Raw genomic sequence first — 20225 nt, 5'->3', positions numbered from 1 at the left:
TGGAGGAATGGCATGCCGAAGTCCTTGTCTGCGCAACAGATCGAGCATTTCCACCAGCACGGCTATGTCGCGCCGATCCGCGTGATGTCGACGCAGCAGGCACTCGAGCTGCGCAAACGCCTCGAAGATTTCGAGCATTCGGATAGCCCGCTGAAAAAGAAGGCGCTGAACGTGAAGAGCCATCTGCTGTTTCCATGGCTCAACCAGCTGGTGCGCAGCGATGCCGTGGTGAATGCGATCGAAGACCTGTATGGCGAAAACCTGCTGGCGTGGGCGAGCAGCTTCTTTATCAAGAATGGCAACGATCCCGCTTACGTGTCGTGGCATCAGGATTCGACGTATTGGGGGTTGTCGAAGCCGGATGTGGTGACCGCATGGGTTGCGTTGTCGGAAAGCACGCGCGAGAACGGCGCGATGCAGGTGATTCCGGGCACGCATCTGCTCGAGCAGATTCCGCACCGCGACACCTTCTCCGAACACAACCTGCTGACGCGCGGCCAGGAAGTGGCGGTCGACGTCGACGAGTCGCAGGCGGTGTCGATCGAACTCGAGCCCGGCGAGATGTCACTGCACCACGTGCGCATCGTGCATGGCTCGCCGCCGAACGCTTCGGCCAAACGCCGCATCGGCTACGCGATTCGCTACATTCCCACTTATGTGCAGCAGCTCGAAGGTGACGATAGCGCGACCCTGGTGCGCGGCGTCGATACGTTCAACACCTTCGAGCACGAACCGGCACCGGCCGCGGAACTCGAACCGGCGTTCGTCGCGCTGCATCAGAAGATCGGCGAGCGGAACATGAACATCCTGTACAAGGGCGCGGCGCAGCAGCGCTGATGCCAACGCGCTGTTGCCAACGATTACGGAATCCAACTTGTCTTTCAATGCCGCGGTACTGTTCGAAGCGCGCGGTGCGCTTCAGATCGAATCTCTGGACCTGACCGGCCTCACGGACACCGACGTGGTCGTGCGCGTACGCGCAACCAGTTTGTGCCACACCGATCTCGAAGCGGTGCGCGGCGACTTGCGCACGCCGCTGCCGATGGTGCCGGGGCATGAGGCCGCGGGTGTCGTCGCATGGGTCGGCAAGGATGTGACGGCCGTGGTGCCGGGCGACCATGTCGTGACCTCGTGGAACCCGCACTGCAATATGTGCTTCTACTGCAAACGTCAGCTGAACATCCTGTGCCAGCCGTATCGCGAGCGCGCGGCGCAGTCGTTTCACTTCGATGGCTTGCCGCGCTTGATGCGGCGTGGCGAGCCGGTGCATCAACTGATGTATTCGGGCAGTTTCGCGGAACTGTGCGTGGTTAGCGAAACGTGCGCGTTGCGCGTGCCGCGCGAGATTCCGTTCAACCGCGCATGCCTGATTGGCTGCGGCGTGATGACCGGCGTCGGTGCGGTAACGAATGTCGCGAAGGTCGAAGCGGGCGCGACGGTGACGGTGCTCGGCTGCGGTGCGGTCGGTTTGTCCGCGGTGCAGGGCGCGCGCCTCGCGGGCGCGGCGCGCGTGATCGCGGTCGACCGGCAGCGCGCGAAGCTCGAACTGGCTGCGGCGCTCGGCGCGACGCATACGCTGATGGCCGACGATACGCTGGCCGCTGCGCATGCGGAGCTGACCGGCGCACGCGGTGCCGATTACGTATTCGAGGCTGCCGGCAATCCCGCTGCGTTTCGCGCGAGCGTGGAACTGGTGCGGCCGGGTGGGCAAGTGGTATGGCTTGGCAAGCTGCCCGCCGACGACGAAATGCCGTTTCGCTGGGGCTCGCTGATGGGCGAGAAACACATCGTGCGTTCGAGCTATGGCGGCGCGCAGCCGGCCCGCGATTTTCCGGCGCTGGCCGAGGCCTACCTCGAAGGCCGGCTCAAGCTCGACGAATACGTGACGTCGACGCTCACGCTGGCCGACGTAAACGCGGGTCTCGAACGCCTCGCGGCGGGCGACGACATTCGCGCCGTGATCGAGTTCTGACGATGCGCCATCCGCCACTGCAACCGGGCTGGATCGATGTGCCGCATCGAAGCGCAGCGTTGGGTCGTTTTGCGCTGGAATCGGGCGAGCAGATCGACGATCTGCATGTGTCGTACGTGATGCACGGCGACGAGGATGTCGATGACGTTGGCGGCGCTCGCACTAAACCAGTGGTTCTCGGCTTGTGTGCGATCGGCAGCACCCATCACCGGCTCGATTTTCTGATCGGCGCAGCGCGTGCATTCGATCCCGCACGTTTCACCGTGCTGGTGATCGACGCGCTCGGCAACGGGCTGTCCAGCTCGCCGTCCAACTCGGCGACGCAAGCGGGCCGGCACTTTCCACGCTTCACGATTCGCGACATGGTGCGCAGCCAGAAGCGCCTGCTCGAGCATCTGCACATCGACGCGTTGCAGGCGGTGATGGGCGCGTCGATGGGCGGCATGCAGGCGCTGCAGTGGGGCGTGTCGTATGCCGGCCTGATGTCGCACATCGTTGCGCTCACACCGATGGCGAAAACCGCGCCGTGGGCGCAGGCGATCAACCATGCGGGCCGCCTTGCGCTGACCAACGCGCCGCTCGATGGCGACGGCGCACCCGACTGGTCCGCATGGGTGACGGTAATGCACGTGCTGGCGATGCGCACGCCGCAACGCTTTGCGCAAGACATCGCGCAGGACGCAGCCGAGCCGCCGGGCGTGACCGACTGGCTCGCGCGCCGCACGCAATGGTGGCGCGCGCAACAATGCGATCCGCTCGACTGGACCTACCAGTCGTGGGCCTACGACGCGCACGATGTCGGGCACACACCAGGCTTTGCCGGCGACACGGCGCGCGCGCTTGCGTCGATCACTGCACGCACGCTGATCGGCGTGCCGCGCATCGATCTTTACAACCCGGTCGAAGACGGTATCTGGGCCGCGCGGCAGATTCCCGGCAGCACGTTGCTGCAATTGCCATTCGACAGCGGCCACCTGATGGCTTCCGAAGCCGACGCCGCAGCGGCGCAGCAACTCAACGACGCAATCGGTCGCTTCATTGCATAGGCCCCGCGCGGCCGCGCGCCGCGGTCCGAAGCTGTACGCCGCGTAGCCGCCGGAGTATCGTTTACGGGCTACCCGACGACGGTCACCCTCATGAGCCAGCTGTCCGACACTACCGCCCTTGCCATTGCCGCCGCCCCCGAACCGGACGCCGGCGGCTCGATCCAGCAGCGCACCTATGAGCTGCTGCGCGACATGATCGCAGATGGCCGCATTGCGCCCGGCGCGAGACTGCTCGAAGCGCAGGTCGCGAAGTCATTCAGCATCGGCCGCTCGCCGGCGCGCATCGCGCTTGCCGCACTGTGCGCGGATCAGTTCCTCGTCGAATGCGAAGGGCGCGGTTATCGGGTGGCCGGTCATGCCGAGGCGGGCGCCGCCGGCAAGGTTGCCGTGCTCGACAAGGTCGAGCTGGCCAGCGCGCCGCAATGGCAGCGCATGTATGCGGCGGTCGAACGCGAACTATGCACGCGCGTGCTGTTCGGCTCGGTGCGCATCACCGAAGAGCGGCTCGCGCAGCACTTCGACGTGAGCCGCACCGTCGCACGCGGCGTGATGGCGCGCATGCACAGCGTCGGCACGCTATCCAAAGACCGGGGCGGCCATTGGGTGGCCGAGCAGGTCACCGCAGAGCGTATCGGGCATCTGTTCGAAATGCGCCGCCTGCTGGAACCGGCCGCGCTGCTGCACGCCGCGCCGCACGTGCCGCACGCGTGGCTGCAGACGGTGCGCGACAAACTCACCGGACAGATCGCACACGACCAGCGCGGCGCCGCCGAAATGGACGAGGCCGAGACCGATCTGCATATCGATCTGCTCGCGCATTGTCCGAACAAGGAGATCACGGTCGCACTGGCGCGCACGCATGTGCTGTTCGTACCGACCCGCTATCTGGGCGACCCGTACCTGCAGATTCCGATGCAACTGATCAACGATGCTTTCACCGAACACCTGCAGATCGTCGACGCGCTGCTCGCCGGCGATGCGCAGCGTGCCGCGCAACTGCTGCACGAGCATATCCGCGAAGGCGATACGCGCTGGATGCTGCGCTTCGAGATCGTGCGGCGTATGAAGCAGCCGCCGCTGCCCGCGTATCTGACGCAGATCGCGCAGGTCGACCGCCATCATGATGCATGACGGGCAGGCTCGCAAAGACGGCTTGCCTCGCTTTGTCGCGGTTTTTCCGCGCTTTATTTCCGCTAGCCGGACGGCATGTGCCCGTGCCCGGCGCTTCCATCCATAGAGAGAAACGTATATGTCCAGAAAGGTAGGCGTGATCGGTCTTGGCGCGATGGGTCTGGGTGTCGCGCGTTCGCTGCTGCGTGCGGGTTTCGATGTGCATGCATGCGACGTGCGCGCGCCCGTGCTCGAAGCGTTCGCAGCCGAAGGCGGCGTCGCGTGTGCTTCGCCCGCACAGCTTGGCGCACAGTGTGAAGTCGTGGTGACGCTGGTCGTCAATGCGGCGCAGACCGAGGCCGTGCTGTTCGGCACGCCGGATGAGCCCGGCGCAGTCGGCACAATGAAAGCGGGCGGCGTCGTGCTTGCGTGCGCAACGGTATCGCCGTCGTTCGCGGTCGAACTGGGCAAGCGTGTCGAGGCCGCGGGCCTGCTGATGCTCGATGCGCCGGTTTCCGGCGGCGCGGCGCGCGCGGCCTCGGGCGAAATGACGATGATGACGTCGGGCCCGGCCGCTGCCTATGCCGCCTGCGAGGACGTGCTCGCAGCGATCTCCGGCAAGGTGTACCGGCTCGGCGACGCGCACGGCATCGGCTCGAAGGTAAAAATCGTCAACCAGCTGCTGGCAGGCGTGCATATCGCAGCTGCTGCGGAAGCGATGGCGCTCGGCTTGCGCGAAGGCGTGGATCCGCACGCGCTGTTCGACGTAATCACGCACAGCGCCGGCAATTCGTGGATGTTCGAAAATCGCGTGCCGCATATTCTGGCGGGCGATTACACGCCTCTTTCCGCGGTTGACATCTTCGTCAAAGATCTTGGGCTGGTGCTCGATACGGCGCGCGCGTCGAAGTTTCCGCTGCCGCTTTCGGCGGCTGCGCACCAGATGTTCATGATGGCCTCGACCGCTGGGCATGGCGGCGAGGACGATTCCGCCGTGATCAATATTTTCCCGGGCATCGAGTTGCCGAAGAAATCGTAAGCAGGCTTACAAAGCAACCCGCATGGCTGCCGGCTAACGCCTACATTTACTTACACAACGACACATCCTGCGCGAGGCAACTTCAATATAGTGCGACGAGGCCGCCGGGTGCGGCAGCGGCGCACGCGCATCTGTCATGCTGCGGGCGTCTTGCCTGTGTCTTTGCGAGCATCGACGCAATACCGCATCCGCCACGAACACCGTCACAAGGAGGCTACCGGCATGGCACCTTCGCATGAACGCTCGCTGGCAGATCAGCAAATTTCGGGCATGGAGGAACAGCAGTCCAGCAATGGCCGCAGCGTCACGGTTCAGATAAACGGCAGGACGGTGTCTGCCGAATACAGCGATCAGACCGGGCAACTGCTGCTGCGCGAGGATGGCGCGATCGTGCAGGAATGGTATCCACCGCATTCGTGGGTGGCGATTGCATCGGCGGCGGGCGCGAGCAACTGGGGCACGCGGCCCAGTAGCGAAGACCTGCAGGCGCTGATTCGCAACGAGATGTTGCCCGCCGCGCAACGTGTGGGCTATCGCTAAGGCGTTGCACTGCGCGTTGTATCGTGTGTTGTGCAACCCGTCGTACACGGCATACCGCATTGCATGCCTGTGTGCCGCTTGTGCCGCTTGCGTCACGATCGTTTAGACTCGCCGTGAGACGAACGTCGCACTGCGGAGCAACGACATGACGAACACCACGCCAATCAAGGCGCTTCTTTTCGATACCTTCGGCACGGTCGTGGACTGGCGCAGCGGCGTGGCACGCGATGCCCAGCCGTTTCTCGAGCGGCACGCGCGTCATCTCGATGCGTTCGAGTTTGCCGATGCATGGCGCCGTGAATACATGCCGGCGATGGAAGAGGTGCGCAGCGGCCGGCGGCCTTTCGTGCGGCTTGACGTGCTGCACCGGGAAAATCTGCAAAAAGCGCTGCAGGGGTGCAAGGTCGATACCGGTTCGATCGACCCTCGTGAACTCGATGAACTGAATTTATGCTGGCACCGTCTCGACCCGTGGCCCGATTCCGTCGAAGGTCTGCAACGCCTGAAACAGCAGTTCATCGTCGCGCCGCTGTCGAACGGCAACATCCGTTTGATGGTCGATATGGCGAAACGCGCCGGCTTGCCGTGGGATACGATTCTCGGTGCTGAAGTGGTGCGCGGGTACAAGCCGTCGCCGCAGGTTTACACGCAAACTGTCGAGATTCTCGGGCTGCAACCGGCCGAGGTGTGCATGGTTGCGGCTCACAATAACGATCTTGCCGCGGCACGCAGCTGCGGTCTTAAAACAGCCTTTGTGCGACGTCCCACCGAACACGGCACCGCGCAAACCACCGATTTACACGCAGAACAAGCGTGGGATTTCGAGTCGCGCGATCTGATCGATCTGGCCGCACAGCTCTTGCAGTAACGCAAGCAGGGCGGCTTTTGCCAGCGGTGTCTGGCTGTCCGCTGCGCCTTCATTGCCTTAACTGCTTTAGCCGCCTCAACCGCCTTAACCGCCTTAACCGCCTCAACCTCAACCGCATTAGCGCGGCGGGTTTTCTTCCGCATCGTCCTGCGCGTCTTCCCCCGCAGCAGCCGCAGCATCGTCGATACCCAGCACGTGCCGATTGCGCTGCGCGATCACTCTGCGCGTCTGTTTGCTCGCGTGCTCGCGCGCTTCGTAACGCACATCCCTGAGCCCCAGCGCGCGCCCATCTGCCGAGCGCGGTCCCATCGTCGGGATCGGCTCGCCTGTCTGGTGGTCGACCAGTTCGATCGGGCCACCGTTGCCGCTGCCCGTCCAGCGATCTCCCCATTGCAACAACGCAATCAGCACCGGATAAAGCGCTTCGCCCTTGGCGGTGAGCCGGTATTCGAAGAAGCGTTCGCTGCCGTCTAACGGCGTTTTCTCGATGATGCCGTGCTCGCACAAGTGTGCGAGGCGGCTTGTCAGCACATTGCGTGCGATGCCGAGACGTTTCTGGAAATCGTCGAAGCGCTTCGTACCCGCGAGGCACTCGCGCACGAGCATCAGGCTCCACCATTCGCCGACCTGGTCGAGCGCGCGGGCGGTAGAGCAATCGATGGCTTCAAGGCTTTTTCTGTACATGGGCCGAATTGTATCACTTTGAGGTTGCGTCACGAAACTCGGAGTGTGTATAGTTGCGTGACGAAACTTGGAGGGTGGGCCCCGTATGCGGCGCGCCTCGCAGGTCCTTTCATTTGTATTTCGGCTGGCTGTGTTGCAGCTTTTCGGGTTCGCGCATGCGGGCCACAGGAGTGTTTTCATGGTGGACCGCCGTCTTCTGGTGCTGGCGCTAGGCACCTTTGCAATCGGCACGGATAGTTTCGTGGTCGCCGGCATTCTGCCGCTCGTCGCTCATTCGATGAACGTGCGAGTGGCGATCGCCGGGCAGATGGTGACGCTGTACGCGATTTCTTACTCATTGCTTTCGCCGGTGGTGGCGACGCTGTTTGCGCATTGGCCGCGCAAGAAATTGTTGTTGAGCGGGATGGTGGTATTTGTCGTCGCCAACGTGTTGACCGCGCTTTCACCGACCTTGCCGTTGTTATTCGTGAGCCGCTTGCTGGCGGGGCTGGGCGCAGCGATGTTCAGTCCGACCGCCACCGCGACCGGTGCGTCGATCGTGGCGCCGGAACAGCGCGGCCGCGCGTTGGCGATCGTGATTGCCGGGCTGTCCAGCGCAACCGCATTGGGCGCGCCGCTCGGCACGGTGATCGGCGGCCTCGGCGACTGGCGCGCGACGATGTGGTTCGTCGCCGCATTGGGCACCGCGTCGGGGCTGGGCGTGTGGGCGCTGCTGCCGTACGTGAGCGCGCCGCCTGCGGTCAGCTTGCGCGAGCGGCTCGCGCCGCTCGCCGATGCGCGCGTTGCATGGACGTTGGTGACCACGTTGTTCGCGTACACCGGTGCGTTTACGGTCTACACGTATATCGGCGTAACGCTCGACCGTGTCACGCACGGCGACGGCAATACGCTGGCCGCGCTGCTGGTGGTGTGGGGCATCGCGGCGACCGCCGGCAACATGCTGTCCGGGCGTTTCACGGATGCATTCGGCAATCGTCGCGTGATCAATACGGTGCTGGTTGTCGGCGTGATCAATTTTGCATTGCTACCGCTTACCAGCGCGCATATGGCAACCACCCTCGTCGCGCTGATCGTCTGGGGTGTGTGCGGATGGGGTTTGCTGGTGCCGCAGCAACACCGGCTGCTGCATATCTTTCCGTCGATGGGCGCGCTGCTGATGAGCCTGAATTCGGCGGGGATCTATCTGGGGGTGTCGGCTTCAGGCGTGCTTGGCGGTTTCGCCATCACGTATCTGGACAAATATCATCTGGGCCTGCTGGCCGCGTGTTTCATGGGCGTTTCGCTGGTGTTCTCGCAGGTGGCCGACCGGCTGATCGCGCGGCGCGCGGCAACGCGGGCCGGGGCGGAACGGGGGCACGCGTTGCCGGAATCGGGTACCGCGTAAGAGGGCGTAAGAGGTGCAATGGCTCGATTGGCGCGGCGCGCATGCGCCGCGCCAATCCTGCGGGCTACGCTACCAGCGCAGGCCCGTGCTCGACATAAGCGCGCAGCAGATGGTGCGCAATCGCGTACGGCTTGGGTGCCGACAACCCATCGGCGTGCGTGTTTGCGAGCATCGCCGCCACTTCGTCGCGCGAAAACCAGCGGGCATCTTCGAGTTCGGTCTTGTCGACCACGATTTCAGTATCGCTTGCGCGCGCAAAGCAGCCGATCATCAACGACGACGGAAACGGCCACGGCTGCGACGCGAAATAGACGACTTGCGCGCAATGCACGTGTGCTTCCTCGAACACTTCGCGGCGCACTGCATCTTCAACCGTCTCACCAGGCTCGATGAAACCGGCGAGCGCCGAATACATGCCCGGTGCGAATTGCGGTTGACGGCCGAGCAGGCAGCGCTCGCCGTCGATGGTCAGCATGATGACGACCGGATCCACCCGCGGAAAATGGCGTGTGCCGCAGCTATCGCACACACGTTGCCAGCCGGCGGCCGTCGCGCGGCTGACGGCGCCGCAATTGGCGCAGAAGCCGTGCCGGCGATGCCAGTCGAGCATCGACTTCGCTTCGCCAAGCATGCCGAGCAGTTCGGCTTCGAATAGCCCTTGCAGCGCGATCGAACGCACGTCGATGCGCGCGTACAGTGTTTCGTCGATCGACTCGCTGCGCTTGAAGCCGAGCGCGAAGCGTCCGCTACCGTCGGCGGCCTCGCCCAGAAAGATGCTTTGCAGCGGCTCGCCGAAGGCGGCCGCCTGATCGGCGACGAACCACGGGTCGAAGGTGTCGCCGATGCGTTTGAGCAGCGGCACGTCCGCGTCGAAAATGAAGAAGCGCGCGGTCGGCGCGCTGCGCAAGCCGTCGATGAACGCTTCGTCATCGCGCCTGTCGGAGCGCCGGTCGAGCGGATTGAAATTGAAACCGATGGCAGTAGGGGCGGGAGCGTGAGTCATGAGTGTCATAGGCAGTGGGTACGCAAGTATGGCATGAGGACTTGCATACGGCAGGCGCTTCACTGATGACTCGTCGAGCAAGGCTGCCCGGAGAAACCGGGCGTTGGCCTGTCAGAAGATCCGGCCGGCCACGCCTACTGCAATACCGACGCGCACAGTTTCGCCAGCCGGTCGTCGAGCGAACGGCCTTGCACGTCGATCGCGGCGCTGTGGAACTGGCTGAGTTGCGTCGACGGCTTGTCGTATTCGATGGTCGTGCCGCCCTGTGCGTTCTCGTAGACCATGATGCGCAACGGCGCATACAGTCCGGCCGCCATATTGACGCTGGTCATTTCAACCGCGGTGAGCACGTTGCCGGTGAAATACTCGGTGCCGTTCTTACGCTGTCCTTTCATGGCCAGCCAGTCTCCATGTATGCCGATGTAGTGAATCACCAGGCCGTCCTTGCCGGCGGCTTTCTGAACGGCGGCACGCAATTCGTCGATCTTGTCTTCCTTCAGCAGCGTGCGGATATGATCGTCGAGTCGACCGAGACGGCTCTCCAGCTCCTGTTTGACCGCTGCGTAGGGTTTGCTTGAGGAGACCGTGACATGATCGACGATGATCTTCGTTTCAGATACTTCGACGGTCGCCGCCATCGCAGGCGTACAGAACACGTTCAGGCCGAGCGAAACAACGGCGGCTGTGGACCATGCAAATTGTGAAACTGCGGTACGTAACTTGATCACCTGATGTCTCCATGTAAGACAGGTATGTCGATTGTTCTGTTTAACGTCAGTGTTCCGACGCGGCTTCCGCGCCGAGACCGCTGAGCATGCGCAATTGCTGGGCGTCGAACGAAGCGTCGCTGGCGTTCTCACGTGTCGTCACCGATCCGATCCAGCCCGCGATAAAACCCACCGGAATGCTGAAGAGCCCGGGATTCGACAGCCAGAACGGTGGCGTGACGTCCTTGAAGATGATGCCTTTCGCGCCAATGACGGCGGGCCCGATCAGCACGAGGCCAATCGAAGAGAAGGTGCCGGCAAGCACGGCTGCCACTGCGCCTCGATCCGTAAAACGCCGCCAGTACATAGAGAAAAGCACCACGGGCAAGTTGGCGCTCGCGGCGATCGCGAACGCGAGCCCGACGAGGAACGCCACATTGAACGTCTTGACGAGCAGCGCGAGTCCCATCGCGGCGATGCCGAAGACGATGGTGGCGATCTTCGCGATCACGACCTGGCGGCGCTCCCTGTTGCCGGATGATGCCGGGAAGAGCTGGCCGAAGATGTCGTGAGAAATGGTCGAGGCCGACGAGATCATGATGCCCGACACGACGGCGAGAATCGTTGCGAAGGCGATCGCCGACACGCACGCGAGCAGAAGTTCGCCGCCGGCCGAGCCCGCACCGCCGCCGAGCGTGGTGGCGAGCAGCGTGATTGCGCTGTTTCCCGAACTATGTGTGGCGAGAATCGCTGCCGGTCCTACGATCGCGGTGGCGGAAAAGCCGAGCACGATCATCATCATCGCAAAGGAGATCATCACGATCAGGCCGATCTTCGCGGACTTTCTCGCCGCGACGGCAGACGGCACGGTGTAGAACCGCGTCATCACGTGCGGCAGGCCTGCTGTGCCCAACGCAAGCGCGAGCGCAAGCGACAGCGTATCCAGCGGATCCTTGAAGTAGCCGCCCGGCACGAAGTACTGCGCCGGATGCAGCGACGACAGGCGTGCCTTGTTGAACAGTGCGCCCAAGTCGAAGGAGAAATGCGCGAGAGCAAGCAGCACCAGTACCGCACCGGCAGCCCACACGAGCACAGCCTTGACGATCTGCACATACGTTGCGGCGACCATGCCCCCGAACAGCACATACGCGATCATCAGCACGCCGATCAGCACGATGGCAGCGTTGGTGCCGATCGGCAGCAGCAGGCTCGCCAGCGCGCCACCGCCGACCAGTTGCGCAAGCAGATACGCCAACGAAATGAACAGCGAAGAAGCCGAGGTGGCCGCGCGCACGCCGCGGCTACGCAAACGCAGCGCGACCACATCGGAGAGCGTGTATTTGCCGCAGTTTCTGAGCGGCTCGGCGACGATCAGCATGATCATGATCCAGCCGGCGATAAAGCCGACCTGATACACGATGCCGTCGAAGCCGAACAGCGCGACGAGCCCGGTCACGCCGAGAAACGATCCGGCAGACATGAAGTCTCCGGCCAGTGCGAGGCCGTTCTGAAATGGCGACAGGTTGCGTCCTGCCACGAAGAAGCCGGAGGTGCTGCGCGAGCGGCGTGCACTCCACCCGGTCAGAACGAGGCTCAGGCCGATAAAGCCCACGAAGGCGATGATCCTGAGCCCGCCATGGCTGATCAGATCATTCATGGCCGTCACCGTTCGATTGTGCCAATGCGCTGCGCAGCAGTTCGGCCGCTTGTGGGTCGTAGGCTCGCTCGGCCCACGCACAATAGCCCCAGAAAGTGGCGATCGTCAGCGCGAACTGAACCACGACCACGAGCAAGCCAAGGTTGAGCTCACCGTAGACGGACAAGGACATCGCGCCGGGAAATTCCAGCACTGCGATCAACAGGCCGAAATAGACGCCTAAAGACGTGTTAAGCAATGACCATACGAAGCGGTTGCGCAGCTTCGCAAGCGCCTCGGTCTTCTCGACGACAGACAAGCCGGACGACCGTCGTTTTTTCGCGTTTTGCCGCTCGAACTCCGCGTTGATCGATTCCATCGAGTGCATGTCGGGTCTCCTCTGTTATAGGTTCGTGATAGACGTCTAACGACGTAATCGCTAGCGTCTTGCCGGCAGAACTTCGCCGCGGCTCTCGCCAAAGCCGATTCGTGCATGACCCGGTTTCTCGCAGTAGCCGCGCAGGATAATGGCGTCGCCATCCTCGACATAACTGCGGTTCTCACCCGTGCTCAGCGTGACGGGCTCCTTGCCGTTGCGTGCCAGTTCCATCAGCGCGCCCGCTTCCCGTTTCAGCGGACCCGAAATGGTGCCGCTGCCAAGCAGGTCCCCAGCACGCAGATTGCAGCCGCCTACCGCGTGATGCGCGACCATCTGCGCGATGCTCCAGTACTGATGCCTGAAACTGGTGAGAGAGAGCGACGACGGCGGCAGATGCGCGGCGCGGTGCAGAGCCGTTTCCATCGCGACTTCCAGCTGGATATCGATGGCGCCGGTCGTGCTGTTGCGGTCCGAGTCCAGATAAGGCAGGGGTTTTCCATCCGTTTCCGGCCGCGGCAGCGCAAGCCTGAAAGGGGCGAGCGCCTCGATGGTCACGATCCATGGCGAAACGGTGGTGGCAAAATTCTTTGCCAGAAACGGGCCTAACGGCTGCATCTCCCACGCCTGGATATCGCGGGCGGACCAGTCGTTGAGCAGGCACAAGCCGAATACGTGAGCGTCGGCGTGATCCAGTTCGATCGGCTCGCCAGGCGCATTGCCTTGTCCGATGTAGATGCCGAGTTCGAGTTCGTAGTCCAGCTTTAGCGATGGCGAGAAGATCGGGGCTTGTTCGCCAGGAAGCAGGATTTGGCCTGCGGGCCGATGGAACTGCTGACCGCTTAGGCCGATACTCGACACCCGGCCGTGGTAGGCAATGGGTATCGATTTGAAGTTCGCGCCGACACCGCTTAGACCGAGTAGCTTGCTGATGTTGGTCGCGTGATGAATCGAGGTATAGAAATCGGTGTAATCGCCGATCTGCGCAGGCAGGCTGTATTCCACTTCCGCTTGCGGGATCAGACAGGCTTCTAGCACCGCGCGATCTTCGCAAGGCGCGTGCTCGTGGAGTGCCGCGAACAGCGCGTGTCGCAATGCGCTCCATGCGGCCGGGCCCATCGAGAAGAACGTATTGAGTACGGGCTGCGCGCACGCTCGCGCAGCGTCGGCTGCTATTCCATCGAGATGGAAACGGGACGCCCATGCGGCGACGTCGACGAGCTGGTCGCCGATCGCGACCGCGCCCCGAAACGCTTCATCGGAATGCTTTCTGCGGAACACCGCAAACGGCAGGTTCTGGATCGGGAAGTCGCTCGTCAATGCATCGGCGGACTTCACCCAACTGCGGGCGGCGGGATCGTGAGTGTGATTCAGGGTGGGATGCATGGTCGTCTCGATTCAGGCGAGGTTCAGGGCGCGTTCTCGTGATGGCATCCGTGCTTAGTCGAACGGTCGCGTAGGGCCTTGCCTGCTAAGCAGAATTCCGCGTTCCTGCAGATCCCGGATCGCCGCCGCGCTCAGATTGCGCTCGGCGAGCACCTCGGCGTTATGCTCGCCCTGGAATGCGGGACTGCCCGGCTGCGGCAACTCGGACTGGCTGAAGTGCCAGGGCGCACCAGGCATGCGGGTCGTACCGCCAGATCGATCGTCCACATCGACTAGCGCACCCCATTCCTGCACCCAGCCAGATTCGGCGAACTCGTTGACGCTGCGCACTACGCCAATGGCGAGGCCCGCTTCGCTCACCTGCGTCTGCAGGAGATCCAGATCGTTGAACGTGAGAATCCATGCGCGCACTTCAGCCAGCAGATCGGCAAGGTGTTGCCGCCGCAACAGCGCCGTACCGAAGCGTGGGTCACTTAGCAGATCGTTGCGGCGCATCATCGCGCAGTAGCGCGAAAACATCGGCGTGTAGATCGGGCTGCCCGCGATCGTCAGCTGGCGTCCGTCGGCCAGATCGAAGATGTGCGAATCGGGCGCCGACAGAATGATCGGTTCGCCATCCGTATCGATCTCCGATAGTTGCGCGCCTACGCGTTCGTTCACCGATAGCATCGTGGCAGCCATCGATACATCTACATGCTGGCCTTCGCCGGTTCGCGCGCGATGCGCAAGCGCCGCCAGAATGCCGATCACGCCGTGCAGGCCGGTGTACATATCGGCATGGCTGCACGCATCGTTACGCACTTCGGTAAGCGCCGCGCCGAAATGACGCTGGACGATATCGGTCAGTCCCGACTCGGCTTGCACGGTCGGCGCGAAGGCCGGACGGTTTCGCCACGACGTCGCTTGCCCATAGCCGCTCAACGAAGCGTAGATCACCGACGGGTTGAACGCGCGCACCTGTTCATAGCCGAGCCCAAAGCGATTCAGCGTTCCCGGCCGAAAATTCTCGACGATGATGTCCGCGTCGCGGCACATATCGACCATGATCGCGCGCGCTTCCGGGAAGTTCAGATCGAGGCTCACGTTGCGCTTGCCGGCGTTCTGCTGCACGTAATACAGCGACATGTCGCCGATATGCGGCATGCTCACGCGGCCGATATCGCCGGAAGGCGGTTCGATCTTGGTTACGGTAGCGCCGAGATCGAGCAGGGTTTTGGTGCAATGCGGTCCGGCCAGCACGCGCGTGAAATCGATCACACGGATGCCTTCGAGCGGTGCTGACATGATCAGTCTCCCTTGAATTCGGCGGTGGCGGGCCCGGTCGAAAAGAACGAAGCGAAGCCCCGTTCGCGGTCGCCGGTCTGCCAGATCATGTTGTTGAGGTTGATCTGTTCGAGGTCTGCGCTACGCACGCCGCCGTTGGCGGCCAGATTGGCCTGCTGCTTGATGCCGTTGAGCACTTGGGTTGGGCCTGCCGCGAGTTGCCGCGCAAACGACATCGCAGCAGTCTGCAATTCCGCTTCGGGCACCACGTGATTGATGATGCCCCAGCGCTCGAATGCTTCCGGCGTGTGCCGCCGGCCGATCAGCGCAATTTCCTTCGCGCGTACCACGCCGGCTCGCTGAACCAGTCGTTGTGTGCCGCCGAGCAGCGGAATCAGGCCGACGATGTTCTCGACCTGGCCGAAGTAGGCGGTGTCCGCGGCGACGATCATGTCGCAGGTCAGCGCCAGTTCGAGGCCCCCTCCGAGCGCGGCGCCGTGCACGGCGGCCAGCGTCGGCACCGGCGCGTTCTCCAGCACGTCGAGGAACTCGAGAAATTGATCCGCGTTGTGCTGGATCATCGTCTTGCCGTCGGTAAACGAGCTCATTTCGGCGCCTGCGCAGAAGTGCCGCATGTCGCTTTTCAGCACGATCGCGCGGGCGCCTTCGGCCACTACGCCGCGATAGGCGGCGAGCAGGTCCGCGATCATCGCGTCGTCGATCAGGTTATGCGGAGGCTTGGCCAATGAGACGATTGCGACCGCACCATCCATTTCAATCTTTACTGTGGTCATATTTTTCTCTGCAGGATTCGATAGAGGCAGCGCAGACCACCCGGCATCAGGCGGTTTTTGCGGCGTTGCACGCGAGGGGGAATGACGGCTGACGCGCGTGTTGTGGTTGCTTTGCGCGCGAGCCGCCTTCGCTCAAAGCGGCGCAGCGTATTGCGGCGCCGCATCGACGGGACCGATTACGCCATTCGTGCGCGCGCAACGCGCATCGATCAGGGTTATCACTCGTGCTGCAGCGTGATTGACTGAAGGTGTCATCGCTTGTCTCCGTCTATTTTTGGGCTTGTGCCGTTGTGGTTACTATCTCAGCGAGCCTGTGGAACGACAACGACCAACCCTGCCAATTGCCGCGTCAAAATGTGCCAAACACGCCGGTGAAGACTGGGAAAATGTGCGAGCATTCCGCTAACTGGAGTGAGACATAACGTGCGACCCCCGAAAATAGTCACGCCTTTGCACCCCGATCTCGACGCACCGACGCAGAGTCTTCTGGGTCTCGCCGCGCTCGCGGCCGAACTGGCCGCGGAGGGCGTTTCGGTAGATAAACTGTTCGCGAACACCGGCGTCAATCCGAACCAGCTGGAGGATTCGCAGGCGAGAATTTCACATCGTCAGCGGCTTGCGATTTATCGGAATGCGCAACGTCTTGCCACACGGGCCGACGTGGGATTGCTGGCGGGTGCGCGTCAAAGGATCAGCGACTTCGGCATCTACGGCTATGCGATGGTCAGCAGCACGACCTTTGGCGACGCACTGAAATTCAGCGTCGAAAACGTCAGGATGGCCGGCGCGGTTTTGCAGATCAGCTATTCGACCGAAGGGAATACCGGCATTCTGAGCAGCCACGGGCTTGCGTCGCTCGGCGACATGCTGCCGTTCGTCGCCGAGTTCTGGCGAAGCTCGATGACGGTGCTATTCAGCCGTGTGCTGGAAGCGCCTTTCCCATCGAAGCGGATGGTGATGGCGTATCCGGCGCCGCCTCATTGGCGAAATTACGAAAGGATGTTCGACTGCCCGGTAGAGTTCGGCGCCGACACGATGGAATGGCATTTCGACGTGCACGTTCTGGACCGTCCGTGTCCTAATGCGAATCCGATTACCGCGCAAATCTGCCAGCAACTGTGCGATCGGATACTCGAAGAGCGGGATGGCATTCCCGAACTGCCGCGGCAAATTCGCATGGCCTGTCTGAACGCACCGGGCGTGTTTCCGTCTGCCGAGAAGATGGCCGCGCAACTCGGTATGTCGCTGCGCACCCTGCATCGACGGCTGGCCGACGATAACTACTCGTATCAAACCTTGCTAAACGATGTGCGCCGCACGCTAGCCATCGAATTTCTGGAAAACACGCGGCTGCCGATCGATCAGGTTGCCGAGCGCATCGGCTTCTCGGATGCGGCGAGCTTTCGCCGGTCGTTCCGGAAGTGGACTGGAAATTCACCGAGCCTTTATCGAAAGGGCGTGGAGAAGACATCGACGTAGCGCTTTTTCATCGAATTTCCCCGGCCAAACAATCGTCACGTAGCCTGGACTCAGCGTCCAGCACGATGGATGACTAGCTGGGACATGGCGTGCCGTGACGTGTCTGCAAGCCTGATCGCGTCAGGCTAAGATCGATTGCGAAAATTCTCTGCCGCCAGAACTGGAACTCATGAAAAACCGGAGCGAAGAAGATCAATGCGTCGACGTGAAGATCGTGTCGTCAGCCAGCCGCGAATGGGACATCGACGTGTCCGATCCCGCACGAGAAAATCAGGTTCCGTCGGGCCATGTTGCAGCGGAGCAGCATCTTCCTCAAATGTTTCCTCCGCTCAGTGCGGAGCGAGTTGCGCGGGCCAGGCGCTTTGGCACGATCGAGCGGCTGAAGGCGGGCGATGCGATGTATCGTACCGGCGAGCCGAGTCGCGGCATTCGTATCGTGCTTCGCGGCACCGTGCATCTGGACCGGCGCGACGGCCTGGGCAACATCTTCTTCTGGATGAGGCTGGGCGAAGGGCACTTTGTCGGTGAGGCCGGGCAACTGACGGGCAAGCCGCATCTGGTGGATGTCTATGCGGTGACCGATGTGGAGGCGCTGCTGATCCCGCCGGACAGATTGCGCGCACTTCTGATCGAAGAGGCTCAACTGGGCGAGCAGATGATGCGCGCGCTTATTTTGCGCCGCGTGAGTCTGGTGCAGCAGGGCGTGGGGCCAGTGCTGATCGGATCGCCGGCCAGCCCGAAATTTATTGAACTGGAAGGCTTCCTTCGGCGCGTACACCATCCGTATCGGATCGTCGACATCACGACGGGGATCGATCTATCGGGCTTGCTTGCCGCTCCACAGGAAATCAATGAACAGAATCCCGGCGTAGCGCTGGTCGGCGGAACCGTGTTGATTGCCCCATCCGAAGCCGAGCTTGCGGCAAGCCTGGGTTTGTTGCCTGAACTCGAGGGCTCCCGTGTCTACGACGTTGCGGTGGTGGGGGCGGGGCCGGCGGGACTCGCTGCAGCCGTATATGCGGCATCCGAAGGCTTGTCGGTGGTCGTCGTCGACGCACGCGGCCCAGGCGGGCAAGCCGGCACTAGCGCGCGAATCGAAAACTATCTCGGGTTTCCGGCCGGAATCTCGGGGCACTCGCTTTCGTATCGTGCATTCATGCAGGCAATCAAGTTCGGTGCGGAGATTGTCGTACCCGCCGAAGTCAGCGAGCTGGATTGCTCCAGCTCGCCATTCGAACTTTGCCTGCGGGTGGGCGGCACGATCAGATCGCGGACCGTGGTGATCGCCACCGGTGCGTCGTACAGAAAGCCCGACATCGATGGGCTCGATATTCTCGACACCCGTGGCGTTTATTTCTGGGCTTCGGCGATCGAGGCGCGCGTATGCGAGCACGAGGAGATCGCGTTGGTGGGCGGCGGAAACTCTGCCGGCCAGGCGATCGTATTTCTGTCCAGCTTCGCCAGACATATCCATGTGCTGATCAGAAAGCCAGATCTTGAACAAAGCATGTCGCGCTATCTGATCGATCGTATTGCCGCGCTGGATAACGTGACCGTGCATACCAGCACCGAGATCCGCTCGGCATGCGTCGACGCAGACGGCTTGTGCGGCTTGAATATGGTTCACGCCGATGAGCAGCGTTTCCTCGAAACACGCCATCTTTTTCTGTTCACGGGTGCCGAACCTAATGCCCAATGGTTGAAGGAGTGCGGCGTGCACGTGGATGGCAAAGGTTTTGTTTCGACAGACCGGGCCTCCGGTTCAACTTCGGAGTGCGGGCATGCTGCGTTTGAAACCAGTGTCGCCGGCATTTTCGCCATCGGCGATGTCAGGTCGTCTTCGATCAAGCGTGTGGCCGCGGCAGTGGGAGAAGGGGCCGCGGTGGTGGCCGAGATCCACAAGTTTCTTGTAGAGGCGCGCCAGGCTGGATGACGACGGTCCGCATCAGGGACGACTGCGCCGATCCACTTTTGCTATCGCCCCATCCAATACCCGGATTGTTCGTGTATCGCTTACCGTCATATAGTTGACCGCAGTGCCCTAACAGCAACAAAGCGGCAACAATGATAAAAGCGCGCGCAACTTCTAGCGCGCCGTACAGGAGCGAACATGAATCAGATCGATCTGGAGGGCCGTGTCGTCGTCATCACCGGCGGTGCGCGCGGTATCGGTTATGCGGTCGCGCAGCGTGCGCTGCGCTCGGGTGCAGCGGTTTCTCTGTGGGATATCGACGGCGAGCGGCTGGCCCGCTCGAAAAAAGAACTCGACGAACTGGGCAGCGTATCGGCTGTGACCGTCGAACTGACCAGTGAAAAATCCGTCGACGCAGCCGTGGCCGCCACGCTCGCCGAGCACGGTGCGATCCACGTGCTGATCAATTGCGCCGGCATTACCGGCGGCAACGGCACGACGTGGGAACTCGAGCCCGACGTATGGCGCCGCGTGATCGACGTGAACCTGATCGGCCCATACCTGACCTGCCGCGCAATCGTGCCGGTGATGCTCAAGCAAAACTACGGGCGTATCGTCAACATCGCATCGGTGGCCGGCAAGGAAGGCAACCCGAACGCGTCGCACTACAGCGCGTCGAAGGCCGGCCTGATCGGCCTGACCAAGTCGCTCGGCAAAGAACTCGCGACGAAGAACATTCTTGTCAACGCCGTCACGCCGGCCGCCGCGAAGACCGAGATCTTCGATTCGATGGCGCAGCAGCACATCGATTACATGCTGTCCAAAATCCCGATGAACCGCTTTTTGCTGCCCGAAGAGGCGGCCTCGATGATCCTGTGGCTGTCGTCGGAAGACTGCGCGTTCAGCACCGGCGCGGTATTCGATCTGTCGGGCGGGCGCGCGACGTACTGATTCGTCGCAACGCCAAAGCAACGCCAAAAACCCGTGGCCGTTCGGCCGCGGGCATTCCGCGCCGGCGCAAGACCG

General features: G+C 62.4%; 19 protein-coding genes. 11 read left to right on the top strand and 8 right to left on the bottom strand.

Going from position 1 to position 20225, the window contains the following annotated elements; all coding sequences use genetic code 11:
- The first annotated feature begins 12 nt into the window (after positions 1-12).
- From ACYVNQ_RS15765 to ACYVNQ_RS15735, 7 genes are all read left to right on the top strand, one after another.
- Positions 13-837, top strand: a complete 825-nt coding sequence (locus ACYVNQ_RS15765) for a phytanoyl-CoA dioxygenase family protein (RefSeq protein ID WP_460903432.1) — start codon at positions 13-15, stop codon at positions 835-837.
- Positions 838-874: 37 nt separating this feature from the next.
- Entirely contained in the window at positions 875-1972 is a 1098-nt protein-coding gene (locus ACYVNQ_RS15760) for a Zn-dependent alcohol dehydrogenase (RefSeq protein ID WP_460903431.1), read from the top strand.
- Between the two features lie 2 nt (positions 1973-1974).
- On the top strand, positions 1975-3018 hold the full coding sequence (locus tag ACYVNQ_RS15755) for an alpha/beta fold hydrolase (RefSeq protein WP_460903430.1): 1044 nt from the start codon (positions 1975-1977) through the stop codon (positions 3016-3018).
- A 90-nt stretch (positions 3019-3108) separates the two neighbouring features.
- Complete coding sequence (locus ACYVNQ_RS15750) at positions 3109-4149, top strand: GntR family transcriptional regulator (protein ID WP_460903429.1); 1041 nt, start codon at positions 3109-3111, stop codon at positions 4147-4149.
- 118 nt (positions 4150-4267) lie between these two features.
- Positions 4268-5167, top strand: coding sequence for an L-threonate dehydrogenase (gene ltnD, locus ACYVNQ_RS15745; RefSeq protein WP_460903428.1), 900 nt, complete (start codon positions 4268-4270; stop codon positions 5165-5167).
- Positions 5168-5437: 270 nt separating this feature from the next.
- Entirely contained in the window at positions 5438-5707 is a 270-nt protein-coding gene (locus ACYVNQ_RS15740; RefSeq protein WP_460903599.1) for a hypothetical protein, read from the top strand.
- Positions 5708-5852: 145 nt separating this feature from the next.
- Entirely contained in the window at positions 5853-6575 is a 723-nt protein-coding gene (locus tag ACYVNQ_RS15735; RefSeq protein WP_460903427.1) for a haloacid dehalogenase type II, read from the top strand.
- A gap of 117 nt (positions 6576-6692) precedes the next feature.
- Here ACYVNQ_RS15735 and ACYVNQ_RS15730 read toward each other — a convergent pair whose 3' ends face one another.
- Positions 6693-7259 carry a winged helix-turn-helix transcriptional regulator gene (locus tag ACYVNQ_RS15730; RefSeq protein ID WP_460903426.1) on the bottom strand — a complete coding sequence of 189 codons (567 nt, stop codon included), beginning with the start codon at positions 7257-7259 and terminating at the stop codon, positions 6693-6695.
- Between the two features lie 178 nt (positions 7260-7437).
- Between ACYVNQ_RS15730 and ACYVNQ_RS15725 the strand changes: the two genes are divergently transcribed.
- Positions 7438-8643 (top strand): MFS transporter, encoded by a 1206-nt coding sequence (locus tag ACYVNQ_RS15725; RefSeq protein WP_460903425.1) that lies wholly within the window; start codon positions 7438-7440, stop codon positions 8641-8643.
- 64 nt (positions 8644-8707) lie between these two features.
- Here the strand turns inward: ACYVNQ_RS15725 and nudC are convergent, their stop codons facing one another.
- The 7 genes from nudC to ACYVNQ_RS15690 all read right to left on the bottom strand — a co-directional run bounded on the left by nudC (position 8708) and on the right by ACYVNQ_RS15690 (position 15808).
- Positions 8708-9646: an NAD(+) diphosphatase gene (gene nudC / locus ACYVNQ_RS15720; RefSeq protein WP_460903424.1), complete on the bottom strand. Its 939-nt coding sequence runs from the start codon at positions 9644-9646 to the stop codon at positions 8708-8710.
- Positions 9647-9780: 134 nt separating this feature from the next.
- Complete coding sequence (locus tag ACYVNQ_RS15715; RefSeq protein ID WP_460903423.1) at positions 9781-10374, bottom strand: DUF302 domain-containing protein; 594 nt, start codon at positions 10372-10374, stop codon at positions 9781-9783.
- A gap of 46 nt (positions 10375-10420) precedes the next feature.
- Positions 10421-12010, bottom strand: a complete 1590-nt coding sequence (locus ACYVNQ_RS15710; RefSeq protein ID WP_460903422.1) for a solute symporter family protein — start codon at positions 12008-12010, stop codon at positions 10421-10423.
- Entirely contained in the window at positions 12003-12368 is a 366-nt protein-coding gene (locus tag ACYVNQ_RS15705) for a DUF485 domain-containing protein (protein WP_460903421.1), read from the bottom strand. The genes ACYVNQ_RS15710 and ACYVNQ_RS15705 overlap by 8 nt, the downstream gene beginning before the upstream one ends.
- Before the next feature lie 60 nt (positions 12369-12428).
- Positions 12429-13751 carry a fumarylacetoacetase gene (fahA, locus tag ACYVNQ_RS15700; RefSeq protein WP_460903420.1) on the bottom strand — a complete coding sequence of 441 codons (1323 nt, stop codon included), beginning with the start codon at positions 13749-13751 and terminating at the stop codon, positions 12429-12431.
- 54 nt (positions 13752-13805) lie between these two features.
- Positions 13806-15035 carry a CaiB/BaiF CoA transferase family protein gene (locus tag ACYVNQ_RS15695; RefSeq protein WP_460903419.1) on the bottom strand — a complete coding sequence of 410 codons (1230 nt, stop codon included), beginning with the start codon at positions 15033-15035 and terminating at the stop codon, positions 13806-13808.
- Between the two features lie 2 nt (positions 15036-15037).
- Entirely contained in the window at positions 15038-15808 is a 771-nt protein-coding gene (locus tag ACYVNQ_RS15690) for an enoyl-CoA hydratase/isomerase family protein (protein WP_460903418.1), read from the bottom strand.
- Positions 15809-16231: 423 nt separating this feature from the next.
- Between ACYVNQ_RS15690 and ACYVNQ_RS15685 the strand changes: the two genes are divergently transcribed.
- From ACYVNQ_RS15685 to ACYVNQ_RS15675, 3 genes are all read left to right on the top strand, one after another.
- Entirely contained in the window at positions 16232-17287 is a 1056-nt protein-coding gene (locus ACYVNQ_RS15685) for an AraC family transcriptional regulator (protein ID WP_460903417.1), read from the top strand.
- A 169-nt stretch (positions 17288-17456) separates the two neighbouring features.
- On the top strand, positions 17457-19220 hold the full coding sequence (locus ACYVNQ_RS15680) for an FAD-dependent oxidoreductase (RefSeq protein WP_460903416.1): 1764 nt from the start codon (positions 17457-17459) through the stop codon (positions 19218-19220).
- Between the two features lie 177 nt (positions 19221-19397).
- Entirely contained in the window at positions 19398-20150 is a 753-nt protein-coding gene (locus ACYVNQ_RS15675; RefSeq protein WP_460903415.1) for an SDR family NAD(P)-dependent oxidoreductase, read from the top strand.
- Positions 20151-20225 lie beyond the last annotated feature (75 nt).

Source organism: Paraburkholderia jirisanensis (genome assembly GCF_054782355.1).
Note: the sequence above shows the minus strand (reverse complement) of the source record. Positions and strands in the feature narration are given on the sequence as shown.